The following is a 16,489-nucleotide window of genomic DNA, read 5'->3' on the forward strand; positions in this document are numbered from 1 at the left end:
TGACTCGCCTCACTGTTCGACGAAGTCCCAGTAGCGGGAGATGGCGGCCTCGTCGATGTCCGGGATCGCGACCGCCAGGTCCCTGAGGCGCCGCAGCGTCCTGCCGTTGTCGAACTCCAGGGTCGGCCGCCGCGGGTCAGGTGCCCTCCTCGCGTGTTCCTCGAGATGCGCCTGGTAGGGCAGGATCGGCAGCTCCAGCTCCAGCTCCAGCTCCTGTCCCTGTTCGCTCGCGCGCCGCAGACGGCGCAGCCACTCGGTGAGCGGGACCGCTTCGGAGACCGTCCCGCGCAGCCGGTCGTAACCGTTCATGAAGGCACCGGCTGAGACCTTGCGCGGGTGGTGAAGGTGGTGCACGCGGGCGGTGCCGGTCCCGGTCAGGATCAGCTCCACGACGGCGCGGGCCAGGACGTCGACAGGGAGCAGCTCTTCCTCCAGATCCGGCCCGGTGGGATGGCAGCCGAGCGCGGCGCAGCTGGTGAGCAGCCGGGAGAACATGTCGTCGGTACTGACGGCGCCGGTCGAGGTGTGCGCCCAGATACGGCCGAGCCGATGGATGCCTCCGGTGGCCCCCCGCTCGAAAGCACGCTCCACCAGCCGGTCCGCGACCCATTTGCTCGCCGCGTACCCGTTCCCGAAGGGGTGTTTCTCACCGTCGATCGGTGAGTCCTCCCCGACCAGCCGGGAGTTCTGGCCGAGCCCGAACACACCGAGGGTGGAGAGGTGGTGGAACGCCTTCGGCCGTCCTTCGGCGGCCAGGCGCAGCAGGGTTCGGGTGCCCTCCACGTTCGCGGGTTTCAGCCGGTCGTACGGCGAGAGGTGATGGACGTGGGCGCCGCTGTGCACGATCGTGTCGACCCGCTCGCGCAGCCCCGCCCAGTCGGAGGGGTCGAGGGCGAGGTCCACCGCCGCCAGGTCCCCCCGGACGACCCGCAGCCGTGTCTCGTACGGGGTCGGCCCGAGGTCGATGCCGTAGCGCCGCATGAGTCCGGTCAGCCGGTCCATCGCCTCGGCGTCGGTCCGGGCGCGGACGAGGCAGTGCACGCGCGCGGATGTCCGGTGCAGCAGTTCGGCCAGGAGGAAGGCTCCGACGAAGCCGGTGGCCCCGGTCAGCAGGATCTCTCGTGGACCTACGGAGTCGGGGCCGGACCGCGGTTCGTCGGTTGGGCCGGCGGGGGATGTGCCGGAGGTGAAGCGCAGGTCGGGGTCCAGCTCGGCTTCCGAGTCCGGCACCCAGGACGCGGGGTGCGGGCCGCCCTCCGTGAGGTGGCGGGCCAGTCCGGCAGGGGTGGGGGCTTCGAGAAGCGCCGACAGGCTGAACCGGACCGCCAGGCTCTCACTGATCCGGCCGGCCAGCCGGGTGGCGAGCAGGGAGTGACCGCCCAGCGCGAAGAAGTCGTCGTCGGCGGAGACCTCGGGCACGTTCAGTGCCTCGGCGAACAGGGTGCACAGCTGGGCCTCTACCGGGGTACGCGGTGCCCGGCCGGTGCCGGCGGCGACGTCCGGCGGGGCCGGCAGCGACCTGCGGTCGAGTTTGCCGTTGGGGTTCAGTGGGATTTCGGCGATCTCGATGACGGTGGAGGGGATGAGGTGGGCGGGGAGAGTCGCGGCGAGCCTGGTTCGTAGGTCGTCGGGGTCGAGGGGGGTGTGGGGCGTTGAATGGGTCGGTTGTTCGCTGCGGGTGAGTGGGGGCTGGTCGCGCAGTTCCCCGCGCCCCTTGGGGGGCGCTGCTTGCCCCGGGGTTTCAAGGGGCACCACGTAGGCGACCAGGCGTTGGTCGCCCGGGCGGTCCTCTCGGGCTATGACTGCGGCTTGGGCTATTTCCTCCAGTGCCGTCAGAGCGGACTCGATCTCGCCCGGCTCGATCCGGTAGCCCCGGATCTTGACCTGGTCGTCGACGCGTCCGGCGTACTCCAGCACCCCTGCCCGGTTCCAGCGGGCCCGGTCGCCCACCCGGTACATCCGGGCGCCGGGCGGGCCGTACGGGTCCGCGACGAACCGCTCGGCACTCTGGCCGGGCCGCCCGGCGTAACCGCGGGCGAGGCCGGCGCCGGCGAGGTACAGCTCGCCCCACACACCGTCGGGGACGGGCTGGAGCCGGTCGTCGAGTACATACACGCGCGCGCCCCCGACTGGGCGGCCGATGGGCACCGGACCCGCCGCGAGGTCGTCGCCCGGTTCGAGCCGGTGGACGACACAGCCGACGGTCGCCTCGGTCGGGCCGTACTCGTTGGTCACCACCGCCTTGGGGTGCCGCTCGCGCCACGCCCGCAGAGCGGTGCCGTCGAGGGCCTCGCCGCCGATGACCAGGTTCCGGGCGTCGCTGACGCGCTCGGGCAGGGACTCCAGCAGTCGCAGGTGGCTCGGGGTGACCTTGAGCAGGTCGGGGGTGGGTGTGTGCTCGTCCAGTTCCCCGAACCGCACCCGGCCGCCTGTGATCAGCGGGGTGAACAGCGTGGTCACCGGCATGTCGAAGGCGAGGGAGGTGTGGACCAGGGACTCACCGGACGCGGCGGGGTACATCGCCGCGGCCTCGCTCACGTAGCCGGCGAGCGAACCGTGTCCGACGACCACTCCCTTGGGGCGGCCGGTCGATCCGGAGGTGTAGATCAGGTAGGCGGCCTGGTGGGGGTGGATCCGGACGGCGAGGTCGTCGTCCGCGCAGGTGTCGGGTGCCGCGGCGAGGGCGGCCTCGTCGAGGACGATCGTGGCGCCCGCGTCGTCGACGAGCGCGTCGATCCGCGCGCGGGGGTCGGCCGGGTCGATCGGCAGGTAGGCGGCCCCGGTCTTCAGGACCGCGAGCAGGGCCACGACCACGTCCGGGCGGCGCGGCAGCACCACGGCGACGACGGTCTCCGGCCCGGCCCCGAGCGAGGCGAGATGCCGGGCGAGCCGGTTCGCACGGCGGTTCACCTCGTCGTACGTCAGCGCGGTGCTGTCCGAGCGCCCTGTACCGCCCGGGAGTTCTGTGCCGGCCCCGACGACGGCCACGGCGTGCGGGGTGCGTGCCACTTGTGCCTCGAACATCTCCGGCAGCGACGCCTGGGGCAGCGGCCGGGCGGTGCCGCCCCGCCCGGCGAGCAGGTCCGCGCGTTCGGCGGGGGTGAGCAGGGGCAGTGCGTGCAGGGGGCGGGACGGGTCGGCGGTCACCTCCTGGAGCAGGCGGAGACAGTGGGCCGCGACGCTCTCGGCGGTGGCTCGGTCGAACAGGTCGGAGGCGTACTCGACCGATCCGGACCAGCCGCCCTCGGGGCTCTCCACGAGCATCAGTGACAGGTCGAACTTGGCACGGTCGCCTTCCACGTCCCCGACGGTCACCTCAAGTCCGGTCAGCACGGGCGGGATCGGTTGCTGGTTGACCGTCAACATGACCTGGAACAGCGGGTGCCGGGAGCGTGAGCGTGCCGGGTTGAGCACCTCGACCAGCTGCTCGAACGGCAGGTCGTCGTGGTCGTACGCCGCCACGTCCGCCGCCCGCACCCGGTCGAGGAGTTCCTCGAACGTGGGGTCGCCGGAGGTGTCGGCACGCAGCACCAGTGTGTTGGCGAACAATCCGACGAGGTCCTCGAGCGCGGTGTCCGGGCGGCCCTCGACCGGCGTTCCGATCACGATGTCGTCACCCGCGCCCAGCCTGTTCAGCAGGGTGACGAGGGTGGCGTGCACCACCATGAAGGCGCTGGCGCCGCGTTCCCGGCCGAGGTCCTCGATGCGGTCGCGCAGTGCGGCCGGCACCGTGAAGGGCACCGTGCCACCGCGCTGGGACGCGACGGCGGGCCGGGGCCGGTCGGTGGGCAGCTCGACCTGGTCGGGGATCCCGGCCAGCTCCCGCATCCAGAAGTCGACCCGGTCGTACGGCAGTTCGCGCTCCCACAGCGCGTAGTCGGCGTACTGGACTGGCAGTTCGGCCCAGTCGGGGGTGCGGCCGGCGCGGCGGGCGGCGTAGGCCGTGGAGAGATCCTCGGCGAGGGGCCGCATGGAGGCGCCGTCGCCCGCGATGTGGTGCAGGTGCAGCAGGAGGGCGTGTTCGCGGTCGCCGTCGGTGAACAGCACGGCGCGGATGGGCAGTTGGCGGTCCAGGGAGAACGGCGTCCGGGAGGCCTCCGCGATCCCCGCGTCGAAATCGGCCGGGTCGGACGGCCGGATCGAGAAGTGCGGTTCCGTGTCGGTGACGACCTGGTGCGGACCCTCCGGGCCCTCGGCGATCACCGTGCGCAGCACCTCGTGCCGTCGGACCAGGTCGCCGAAGGCGTCCCGCAGGGCGTCCCGGTCGAGGTCGCCGGTCATCCGGAGCACAACGGGGACGGTGTACGTCCGTGCCTGGCCGTCGAGCCGGTCGAGGAACCACATCCGGCGTTGCGCCGCCGACAGGGGCACCCGGGCGGGCCGTTCCCGGCGGACCAGCGGAGGCCTGGTGGTCGTCGTCGGCCGGCCCGAGAGCAGTTCGGCGAGTCCGGCGACGGTCGCGTGCTCGAAGACGTCCCGGATGGACAACTCGGCGCCGAGGCCGGCCCGGACGCGGTTGACCAGCCGTGCGACGAGCAGGGAGTGGCCGCCCAGACGGAAGAAGTCGTCGTCGGCGCCGACGTCCGGTACGCCGAGGACGGCCGCGAAGACGTCCGCCACGCGCCGCTCCATGCCTGCGGCAGGCGGTCGGCCGGATCCCTCGGGCTGGAGATCGGGGGCCGGCAGCGCCCTGCGGGCGATCTTGCCGTTGGCGGTCAGCGGCAGGGTCTCCAGTACGACGAAAGCGGCGGGGACCATGTAGTCGGGCAGCGCCTGTGCGGCGGCGGCGCGCAGGCCCGCCGGATCCGCCGGACGGCCCGTCTCCGGTATGACGTAGGCGACGAGGCGCCTGTCGCCCGGGGTGTCCTCGCGGACCACGACGGCGGCGGCGTCGATGCCGGGCCGGGCGGTCAGAACGGCCTCCACCTCGCCGAGTTCGACGCGGAAGCCGCGGATCTTGACCTGGTCGTCGACCCGGCTGACGAATTCGAGCAGTCCGGCGGCCGTCCAGCGGGCCAGGTCACCGGTGCGGTACATCCGGGTTCCGGGCGGGCCGTACGGGTTGGCGACGAAGCGTCCGGCGGTCAGTCCGGGGCGGCCGTGGTAGCCGCGGGTGACGAGGTCGCCCGCGACGTACAGCTCGCCCGGGGTGCCGGTGGGCGCCGGGCGCAGCAGGGCGTCCAGCACGTACATCCGGGTGTTCCAGGCGGGCGTGCCGATGGTGATGACGCCGGACGGCACGGGGGCGCCGGGTTCGATGCGGAACAGGCTGCAGCCGATGGTGGTCTCGGTGGGGCCGTACTCGTTGAGGACGGTGACCCCGGGGTGGCGGTCGCGCCAGGCGTCCAGTACGTCGCCGAGCAACGACTCGCCGCCGAGGACGAGTTGGTCCGCGGGCGAGTACTCCTCGGGCACCGCGCCGAGCAGGTGCAGATGGCTGGGGGTGGCTTTGACGAAGTCGGGCCGGGGGACGTGGGCGTCCGGGTCGGGGCCGCTCGACGTCCAGCGGACCAGTTCCACGGTGCCGCCGCAGATCAGCGGGCCGAACATACCGGTGGCGGTGAGGTCGAAGGAGACGGGTGAGTGCACCAGGACGCGGCGGCGCAGGGCGGTGTACTCGGACGTCGCCCAGACCAGGTAGGCGACGAGTGAGCGGTGTTCGACGACGACCGCCTTGGGGCGCCCGGTGGAGCCCGAGGTGAAGATGACGAACGCGGCGTGCTCGGGCCGACGGACCACTCCGGTGAGGGGGGCGGCCTGCTGTCGGGCGATCGTGGGATCGTCCGTCAGGACGACCGGGGCCTCAGTCAATGAACGTATGCGATCGGCCAGTTCGGCCGTGGTGACGACCGCGACCGGTGCGATGTCGGCCAGCATGAAGGCGAGCCGCTCGGCCGGGTGCGCGGGATCCAGCGGCAGATAGCCGGCCCCTGTCTTCAGGGCGGCCAGCAGGGTCACCGGGATGTCCTCGCAGACCGGCATCAGCACGGCGACATACCGCTCCGGACCCGCGCCCAGGCCGACCAGGTGCCGGCCCAACCGGTCGGCCCGGGCGTCGAGTTCGGCGTACGTCAGCTCGCTCGCGCCGAAGACGACGGCGGGGGCGTCCGGGGTTTCGGCCACCTGGGCCTCGATCAGGTCGGTGAGGGTCAGCGCCGGCACCGCGTGGTCGGTGTCGTTCCAGTCGGCGAGCAGCAGGCTCCGCTCGTCCTCGGTCACGACGTCGAACTCCCTTACCGGACGGCCGGGTTCGGCGATGACGTCGGTCAGCAGTCGGGTGAAGCGCTCCGCGATCCGGGCGGCCGACTCGCGGTCGAACAGGTCGGTGGCGAACTCGAGGAGCCCGCTCACCCCGCCCTCGGGCCGCTCGGTGAGGAAGAACGACAGGTCGAACTTGGCGGCCGGCGAGGCGACCGGCCGCACACGTGCCGACAGTCCGGGCAGCTCGACGGCGAGGTCCAGGGCCGTCTGCTGGTCGGCGTCGTTGAAGTTCAGGCCGGTCTGGAACAGAGGGTGCCGGGCGGTGGAGCGCACCGGGTTGACCGCTTCCACGACCCGCTCGAAGGGCACGTCCTGGTGGGCGTAGGCAGCCAGGTCGGCGGCCCGCACCCGGCGCAGCACCTCGGTGAAGTCGGGGTCGCCGGTGAGGTCGGTGCGCAGGACGAGGTTGTTGGCGAAGTAGCCGACCAGAGGTGCGAGGGCGTCGTCCGTGCGGCCCGCGACGGGCGAGCCGATGACGATGTCGTCGCCGGCGCCCAGCCGGTGCAGCAGGGTGGCCAGGGCGGCGTGCACGACCATGAAGACGGTCGTGTGGTGCGCGCGGGCGAGCCGCACCAGGGCCTCGTGGACCTCGGGTCCCACGGCGAAGGGCACCGTGTCGCCGCGATGGGTGGGGACGGCGGGCCGGGGCCGGTCGAAGGGCAGCTCCAGCTGCTCGGGCAACCCGGCGAGTACGCCCCGCCAGTGGTCGAGCTGCCGGGACAGGACGCTGTCCGGGTCGTCGGACTCCCCCAGGGTCTGCCGCTGCCACACCGCGAAGTCGGCGTACTGGACGGGCAGTCGGGCCCACCCGGGTGCCTCGCCCCGGGTCCGGGCGGCGTAGGCGGTGGCGAGGTCGCGGGCGAGCGGGGCCATGGAGGCGCCGTCGCCGGCGATGTGGTGCAGGACGAGGAGCAGGACGTGTTCGCTCGCGCCCAGGTCGAAGAGGGTGGCCCGCAACGGGGGTTGGGCGGTGAGGTCGAACGGGGTGCGGACGGCCTCGGTGAGTCGGGCGGCGAGACCCTCCTCGTCGACGCCCACGACACTCAGCGGCGGCACCGACGGCAGTATCACCTGGCGGGCCCCGTCTCCGTCCTCGGCGAAGACCGTGCGCAGGGCTTCGTGCCGCGCCGCCAGGTCGTCCAGGGCGGCGCGGAGCGCGGCCACGTCGAGGTCGCCCGTGAGGCGTAGCGCGACGGGCAGGTTGTACGTCGGGGACGGGCCCTCGAAGCGGTGCAGGAACCACAGCCGCTCCTGGGCGTACGACAGCGGCAGGCGCCCCTCGCGCGGCCGGGCCGTCATGCCGGTGCGGCGCGGTCCGCTCCCGGCGAGCCGGGCCGCGAGCTTCGCGACGGTCGTCGCCTCGAACAGCACCGACAGTTCGAGGTCGACGTCGAGGGCGGCGCGGATGCGGCCGGCCAGCCGGGTGACCAGGAGGGAGTGGCCGCCGAGCGAGAAGAAGTCGTCGTCGATCGTCACCCCGGGCACGCCGAGCACCTCGGCGAACAGCCCGCACAGGATCTCCTCCTGCGGGGTGCGCGGTGCCCGCCCGCCGGTGTGGGCGAGGTCGGGCACCGGCAGGGCCCCCCGGTCGAGCTTGCCGTTCGGGGTGAGCGGCAGCTCGGTCAGGGTGACGATCTGGGCCGGGACCATGTACTCGGGCAGCCGGGCGGCGAGCCGGTCGCGGATGTCGTCGGAGTCGGGTCGGGGGTTCGGGTCGGCGGGGACGACGTAGCCGACGAGCCACTGGCCGTGGACGGCCGCGGCGGCCTGGGCGACGGCCGGGTGGTCGGCCAGCGCGTCCTCGATCTCGCCGAGTTCCACCCGGAAGCCGCGCAGCTTGACCTGGTTGTCGGCGCGGCCCAGGTACTCCAGCTCGCCGTCCGCCGTCCAGCGGGCCACGTCGCCCGTGCGGTACATCCGGGATCCGGGCGGGCCGTAGGGGCTCGCGACGAACCGTTCGGCGGTCAGGGCGGGCCGGTCGAGGTAGCCCCGGGCGAGCTGGACGCCCTCGACGTACAGCTCGCCGGGGACGCCGGGGGCGACCGGCGCCAGCGTCGCGTCGAGGACGTACGCGCGGGTGTTGGCGATGGGACCGCCGATCAGCACGGTCTCGGTGTCGGGCGGCGCGGCCCAGGCGGTGACGTCGACGGCGGCCTCGGTCGGACCATAGGCGTTGAGCAGCACGGCGCTGGAGTCGTCGTGGAATCGGCGGACCAGTTCGGCGGGCAGGGCCTCGTCTCCGGAGACGACCAGACGCACGGAGTCCGGCAGCCGGGTCTCGGCCAGGTAGGCGCCGAGCATGGACGCGCTGAGGTGGACGACGCCGACGGACTCCTCGCTCATCAGCCGCTCCAGGTGGAGCGGGTCGCGGTGGCCGTCGGGCCGGGCCACGACGAGGGTGCCGCCGTACATGAGCGTCCAGAAGACCTCCCACACGGACACGTCGAAGCTGACCGGGGTGGACTGCAACACCCGCTCGCCCATCGCGAGTCGATGGTCGCGCTGCATCCACCACAGCCGGTTCGCCATGCCCGCGTACGTGTTGACCGTGCCCTTGGGCCGGCCGGTGGAGCCCGAGGTGTAGATGACGTACGCGGCGTTGTCGCCGTGGGCCGTCACCCCGGGGTTCTCCACGGGCCCGTCGGCGTCGGGGGCGATGCGCTCGAAGCCGTCCGCGTCCCGGTCGGAGATCAGCAGCCGGGCGCCGGAGTCGTCGAGGATGTACGCGATGCGGTCGGCCGGGTAGCCGGTGTCGATCGGCACGTACGCGGCACCCGCCTTGATCACCGCCCACAGGGCCACCATCAGGTCGACCGAGCGCGGCAGCATCACGGCGACCCGTGACTCGGGTCCGACGCCCCGCGCGCGCAGGGCGTGTGCGAGCCGGTTCACCCGGGCGTTGAACTCGCCGTACGTGACCCGATCGCCCTCGAAGAGGATCGCCTCGGCGTCCGGGTCCCGCAGCGCGTGCGCCTCCAGCAGCTCGACCGCCGAACCCTCGCCGTCGAACACCACGGCCGTGTCGTTCCAGCCGTGCAGGACGAGGGCGCGGTCGTCGGCGCCGAGGACGTCCACCTCCGACAGCCGCCGGCCGGGGTCGGCGGTGACGCCCTCCAGGACCCGGACGAAGCGGGCCGCGAAGCTTCGCGCCGTCCGCCGGTCGTACAGGTCGGTGGCGTACTCCAGGCGGCACAGCAGCCCGCCGTCATCGTGGACATGGCAGTCGAAGTGCACATCGAACTTGGCGGTGCCGCTGGTCACCGCGCCCGGCTCGGCGGTGATGCCGGGCAGGTCGAAGCGGGCCTCGGTGAGGTCGAGCCAGGCCAGCATCACCTGGAAGAAGGCGTGCCGGGAGCGGGAGCGCTCCGGGTTCAGCTCCTCCACCAGGCGTTCGAAGGGGACGCCCTGGTGGGCGTAGGCGGCGAGGCCGGTCTCACGGACGCGGACGAGCAGTTCCTCGAAGCTCGGGTCGCCCGAGGTGTCCATGCGGTAGACGAGGGTGTTGATGAAGACGCCCACCACGTCGTCGAGCACCGAGTCGGGCCGGTCGGCGATCACACCGCCCAGGGGGATGTCCTCGCCCGCGCCGAGCCGGGTCAGCAGCAGCGACACGGCGGCCTGGAGGATCATGAACGGGGTGGTGCGGGTACGGCCGGCGAGGTCGAGCATCCGCCGGTAGAGCTCCGGCTCGACGGAGAACTCCACGTGGTCGCCGCGATGGCTGACCACCGCAGGGCGCGGCCGGTCGCCGGGGAAGGTGACCTCGGGCGGGACGCCGTCGAGGTGCTCCTTCCAGTAGTCGATCCGGCGCGGCAGGTCGGCGGCGAGTGTTTCGCGCTGCCAGATCGCGAAGTCCGGGTAGTGGACGGCCAATTCGGGGAAACCGGGGTCGCCGCCGCCGGTCCGGGCGCGGTAGGCGGACGTGATGTCCTCGGCCATCGGGCGCAGCGAGGCGCCGTCCGCCGCGATGTGGTGCACGACCAGCAGCAGGATGTGGGTGTCGGGCCCGGTCTCGTACAGCGTCGTCCTCAGGGGTACGTCGCGGGTCAGGTCGAAGGGCCGGCCGGCGTCGGCGGCGAGGTCGGGGGCGGCGTCCCGTACGACCTGGGTGGTGTACGGCGTTTCGGGCGGCAGGACGACCTGGTGCGGGCCGTCCGCGTCCTCCGGGTAGACGGTACGCAGCGCCTCGTGGCGGGCGACGAGGTCGGCCAGCGCGCCGCTGAGGGCGTCGGTGTCGAGGGCGCCGGTGAGCCGGATCTGCAGGGGGATGTTGTACGTGCCGGAGGAGCCCTGGAGCCTCTGCAGGAACCACATGCGTTCCTGGGCGAACGACAGCGGGATCCGCTCGGGCCGTTCCTCGGCGGTGATGCCCTTGGCCTGGGGGGCGAGACGGTTGAGGCGTTCGGCGACGCCCGCGACGGTGGGGCCCGCGAAGAGGTCCCGCAGCGACAGGTCGACCCCGAACTCGTCGCGTACGCGGTGGACCAGACGGATCATCAGGATCGAGGTGCCGCCGAGGGCGAAGAACTCGTCGTCGACACCGATGCGTTGAACCCCCAGGACGTCGGCGACGATGGCGCACAGCGTCCGTTCCTCGGGCGAGCGGGGCTCCCCGCTGCCGACGACAGGGGCGGTCCTCGTGGGAGCCTCGGTCGCGCGGTGGCCCATGACGAGCAGCCGGTCCTCCTCGCCGACCGCGGCCAACTCACCGGCTCGGACGTCGAGTCCGGCCACCGCGCGGCCCATCACGTCCGCCAGGCGATCACCGAGCCGGGCGACGGCCGTCGCGTCGAAGGCACCGGCAAGGTACGAGAACCTCAGCCGCAGCCGTTCCCCGGGGAAGACGGACAGGCTGACCGGGTAGTGGGTGCGCTCGACGAGTTCGGCGTGGACGAGGCGCGGCCCGCCGTCCCCGGTGATGCCGTCGCCCATCGGGTAGTTCTCGAAGGCGACGACGGTGTCGAACAGGGCGTCGAGGCCGGACGCGCGGGTGATCTCCGCGAGGGAGGCGTGCTGATGGGCCTGGAGGGCCTGCTGCTCGTGCTGGAGCCGGGCCAGCAGCGCGGCCAGTGGCTCCTCGCGGTCGACGCGGACGCGGACCGGCAGCGTGTTGACGAACAGTCCGACCATCGACTCCGCGCCGGACAGTTCGGGTGGCCGCCCGGAGACCGTCGCGCCGAACACGACGTCGTCACGACCGGTGAAGGCGCTCAGCAACAGACCCCACAGACCCTGCACGACGGTGTTGAGGGTGAGCCGGTGCGCCCGGGCAGTCGCCGAGAGGGCGTCGGTCAGCTCCTCGGGCAGGACCAGCTCGTGGATGTCGTGGGCGTCGGAGGTGCGCTCGGCGGGGGCGAGCAGGGTGGGTCCGGCAAGGCCCGCGAGCTGCCGGCGCCACACCTCGGCGGCGGTCTCGTGGTCCTGCCCGCCGAGCCAGGCCAGATAGTCGCGGTACGAGGCGGCCGGGGGCAGTTCGGTGCCGCGGTACAGGGCGAACAGGTCGCGCACCAGCAGCGGCAGGGACCAGCCGTCCAGCAGCAGATGGTGGTGGGTCAGCACGAGGCGGTCGCCGAGCGCGGTGAACCGCAGCAGCGGCGGACGGACGACGCTGAAGCCGCGGGCCCGGTCGCGGGCGAGGAACTCGGCCGGATCGTCCTCGTCGCGCTCCTCCCAGACCACCTTGACCTCGCTGGGGACCACCTGCACGGGGGCGCCCGACGAGCGGCTGCGGAAGGCCGCGCGCAGATTGGGGTGGCGGTGGAGCAGGGCGGTGGCGGCGGCCCGCATCCGCTCGCGGTCGAAGCCTCCGTCGATCTCCAGGACGAGCTGGCCCACGTACGGGTCGTCGGGCTCGTACAGCGCGAGGAAGAGCAGGCCCTCCTGGAGCGGGGCGAGCGGCAGGACGTCGGCGGCGTCGCGGAACCGGTCCAGTTCGTCCTGGGTGATGTGGACGAGGGGTACGTCGGAGACGGTCAGTCCGCCTCGCGTGTGCGCGGCGAGTTCGGCGAGGGCCTCGGTCCATGCCCCGGCGATCGCGCGCACCTCGGCCTCCGTGAGGACGCCCGAGGGGTAGGTCCACTCGGCGGTGAGCTCGCCGTCGCGGACGTGGGCGTCGATCTGGAGGGCGTGGGTGAGCGCGAGGCCGTCGTCGGCGAGGAGTTCCACGGCTGTCGCGCCCTCGGCGAGGTGCATTCCACCGAGGTCGGTCGCGTCGAGGCGGCCCAGGTAGTTGAAGGAGATCTGGGGTGCGGGCAGACCGGTGAGGCGGTCCCGGAGCAGGTCGTGGCCACGGCCACCGTGGGGGACGGCGCGCAGTTCCTCCTTGGTGCGCTTGAGCAGGGCGGGGCCGGTCTCGGCGCCGGGGCCGAGACGGACCGGGTGGACGCGGGTGAACCAGCCGACGGTGGTCGACAGGTCCATGCCGTCGGGGAGGTGGTCGCGCCCGTGGCCCTCCAGGTCGACCAGGACGGGCCCTTCGCCCCGGTGGCGCTGTACGGCCGCCGAGAGTGCGGCGAGGAGGATGTCGTCCGGGGTCGCCCGGTAGGCGGGGGGCAGCGTGGTCAGCAGGGTGCCGGTGAGGTCCGCCGGAACGGTGACGGTGATTGAACGGGCGGTGCCGTGGACGTCCTGGGCGGGGTCGAGGCGGCGGGCGCCGAGTACGGGCTCGGGCTCGGGGGTGGACAACAGGTCGGTCCACAGGGGGAGTTCGTCGTCGGGAGCGTGCAGGTGGGTGGCCCAGTGCCGCAGTGAGGTCACCGCCGGGGAGAGATCGTCCCCGGCGAGGGCCGCGGCGAGGTCGCTCAGCAGGATGCGCCAGGAGACGCCGTCCACCACCAGGTGGTGCAGGACGAGCAGCAGTTGGCCCGACTCGAACCACACGGCCCGGACCATCGCGCCGTCCTCCGGCGACAACGCCCGCCGGGCGGCCTCCTTGTGCGCGGCCACGTCCTCGTCCGCGGCGCGGGTCAGGCAGTCCCCGGCCCGTACGGCGCCCACGGGCCGGATGTGCCGGCCCCGCATACGCAGGGCGTCGTGCCGGTCGAGCACCTGCTGGAGGGCGGCGGCCAGTCTGTCGTACGACAGGCCGGGCTCCGGGGCGAGGAGGACGGACTGGGCGAACCCGGCGGTGGGGCCGCCGCGTTCGGCGAGGCGCCGGGCCATCGGTGTCACGGGGAGTTCGCCGACCGGGTCGTCCTCGACGGGCGGGGTCGCCGGGGAGGTCACGGCGACGCGGGCGAGCCGGGCGACGGTCGGGTGGTCGAAGACGTCCTGGGGGGTGAGGCGGAGGTCCTGGCGGTGGGCCCGGCCGACGAGCTGGATGGCGTGGATGCTGTCCGCGCCGAGGGCGAACAGGTCGTCGTCCACGCCCAGTTCGGGGCGGCCGAGCAGCTCCGCGGCGAGGGCGCGCAGGGTGTGTTCGGTGGCGTTCCCGGGCGCTCGGCCGCCGGCCCGCCCGTCCGGGGCGGGCAGGAGGCGGCGGTCGGCCTTGCCGTTGGGGGTCACCGGGATCGACGGCAGGACGAACACGCTCACCGGCACCATGTGCGCGGGCAACCGGTCCGCGAGATGGGCGCGCGGGTCGGTCCGGGGCGTACCGGTCACATAGCCGACGAGTTGCCGGGCGCCCGCGGTGGAGTCGTGGACGAGGACCACGGCCTGCTCGACGCCGGGCACCGAGGCCAGTACGGCTTCGACCTCGGCGGGTTCGACGCGCTGTCCGTTGATCTTGATCTGGTCGTCCGCGCGTCCGACGAACCGCAGGTCCCCGTCGGCCAGGCGGCGCACCAGGTCACCGGTGCGGTACATACGGGTGCCGGCCGGGCCGTGCGGGTCGGCGACGAACCGCTCGGCCGTCGGGCCGGGGCGGTCGAAGTAGCCGCGGGCAAGCTGGACGCCCGCGAGATACAGCTCACCGGTGACCCCGTCCGGGACGGGTTGCAGGGCCGGATCGAGGACATAGGCACGGGAGTTGTGGGTGGGCGTGCCGATGGTGACGGGCTCGCCCGGCGCACAGGCGTGGGAGGTGGCGGTCACCGAGAACTCGGTGGGCCCGTAGGAGTTGTGCAGCCGCGCGGCGCACTCTCGGTGGAAACGGTCCGCGAGCCCGGCAGGCAGTGCCTCGCCGCCGCAGCTGACCATGCGCAACGACGCGGAGGGCACGTACGCGTACTCGTCGAGGAACGGGCCGAGCATCGCCGGGACGAAGTGGATGACGGTGACGTGTTCGTCGCGCACCAGACGGGCGAGGTACGCCGGGTCGCGGTGGCCGTCGGGGCGGGCGACGACGAGGGTCGCGCCCCGGGAGAGGGTCCAGAAGACCTCCCACACCGACACGTCGAACCCGACCGGCGTCTTGTGCACGACCCGGTCCGCCGGGGTGAGCCGGTACTCGTCCTGCATCCAGGCGAGCATGTTGGTGATCCCGGCGTGGGTGACGACGGTGCCCTTGGGGCGGCCGGTGGTACCGGAGGTGTGGATGACGTAGGCGGCGCCGTCCCCCCGCGGGACGACGCCGGGGTTCGTGTCGGGCTCGGCCGCGCCGAGGTCCCGTATGTGCTCCTCGTCGAGTACGAACGACACGCGGGCGTCGGCGAGGACATGGGCGATCCGCTCGGCCGGGTAGCCGGTCTCGACGGGCACGTACGCGGCACCGGTCTTGAGGACCGCCCACAGCGCGACGACCAGGTCGGGCGAGCGGGGCAGCCGCACCGCGACCCGTGACTCCGGTCCCACACCCCGTCCGCGCAGGGCGTGCGCGAGCCGGTTCACCCGGCTGTTCAGCTCGCCGTAGGTGAGCCGCTCGCCCTCGCAGACGACGGCCTCGGCCGCCGGATCCTGGGCCTCGAACAGTTCCACCAGTGAGCGCGGGTCGGCCGGGCGGGTGGTGGCGTTGTGTGCGTGGAAACGCTCCCGTTCCGTGTCGTCGAGGAGGTCGAGGGCGCCGATGGGCAGGTCGGGGTGTTCGGTGGCCGCGGTGAGGAGGCGGGCGTAGCGGTCGCGGTGGGCGGCGGCCGTGTCGGGGGTGAAGCGGCCGGGGTGGGCGTTGACGGTGAGCTCGATGCCGTCGCCTGCCCCGGGATCGCCGTACGCGTGCAGGGCGAGGTCGCGTACCGGTCCTGAGGCCAGCTGGTGTGCCTCGGCCTGGACGGTCCCGAAGGGCAGCCGGGCGGCGGCGAAGGAGAGCACGTTGAGGGACGGGCCGTTCAACGCGCCCGGGTGGGCCGTGGCGGCGAGGTCTCGGCGGAGTTCGTCGTGCGGGTAGCGCTGGTGGCGGGTGGCCTCGGCCAGGCGGCCGGCGACGCGGTCGAGCAGTTCGGTGAAGGTGGTCGAACCGTCGACGCGGATCCGCAGCGGGACGTCGTTGACGAGCATGGCCGGGGTCGCCAGCGCGTGCGGGCTGAGCCGGGCCGCCATGAACACGCGGACGAGGACGTCGTGGGCGCCGGTGACCCGGTGGGTGTGGGCGGCCATGGCGGCGATCACCGGCAGGGACCAGCGGGATCCGGTGATCCCGCGCACCCGCAGGGCGCTCTCCTCGGGCAGCGTCAGGCGCGCGCCGGGCAGGCTGGGCGCGAGTCCCGTGGACCCGGAGCCCAGTTCGGTGGACTCGGGCAGATCGGCGAACTCCCGCTGCCAGTAGGCGCCGTCGCGCTCGTGGCGGGTGGAGCCGAGGTATGCGTTCTCTTCGGCGAGGACCGCGTTCAGCGTGCCGAAACCGCTCGCGGACGGCTGCTCGCCGGCGGCGAGGGCCGTGTAGACCTCCAGCAGGCGGCGGCAGTGCAGGACCTGTCCGTACCCGTCGAGGAGGATGTGGTGGTAGCGGAAGTGGAACCAGTGCCGGTCATGGCTCAGCCGCAGCAGGGTGTGCCGGAACAGCCGGTCGCCCGTGACCGGGACAGGGCGGGCCTGGTCGGCCTCGATCCAGGCCCGGGCGGCGCCCGCCGGGTCGGCCTCATCGCTCAGGTCGAGGTGGTCCAGTTCTCCCGTTACGGATGGGTCGACCGTCTGCCGACCCGTCTCCCCGTCCGCATGGAAGCGGACCCGCAGTGCCTCGGTCTCGGACACGGCCTGCTCGACGGCACGGGCCAGCAGGGCTCGGTCCACGGGTCCGGGGACGTCGTAGTAGATGCCGCAGGTGTACATGGGGCTGTCGGGGGCGAGGCGCTGGGCGACCCAGACCCCGTGCTGGGCCGCCGTGAGCGGTAGCGCAGTGATCGCAGTGGTCATC

At 73.2% G+C, this 16,489-nt stretch carries 1 protein-coding gene; it reads right to left on the reverse strand.

The window, feature by feature from the left end; genetic code table 11:
• Positions 1–9 precede the first annotated feature (9 nt).
• A complete protein-coding gene (locus tag ABZ855_RS05370; protein WP_360801267.1) occupies positions 10–16,488 on the reverse strand; it encodes an amino acid adenylation domain-containing protein in 16,479 nt (5,492 codons plus the stop codon).
• Between the last annotated feature and the right edge of the window lies 1 nt (position 16,489).

Source organism: Streptomyces sp. NPDC047042, from assembly GCF_040644035.1.
In the GTDB taxonomy this organism is placed as follows: domain Bacteria; phylum Actinomycetota; class Actinomycetes; order Streptomycetales; family Streptomycetaceae; genus Streptomyces.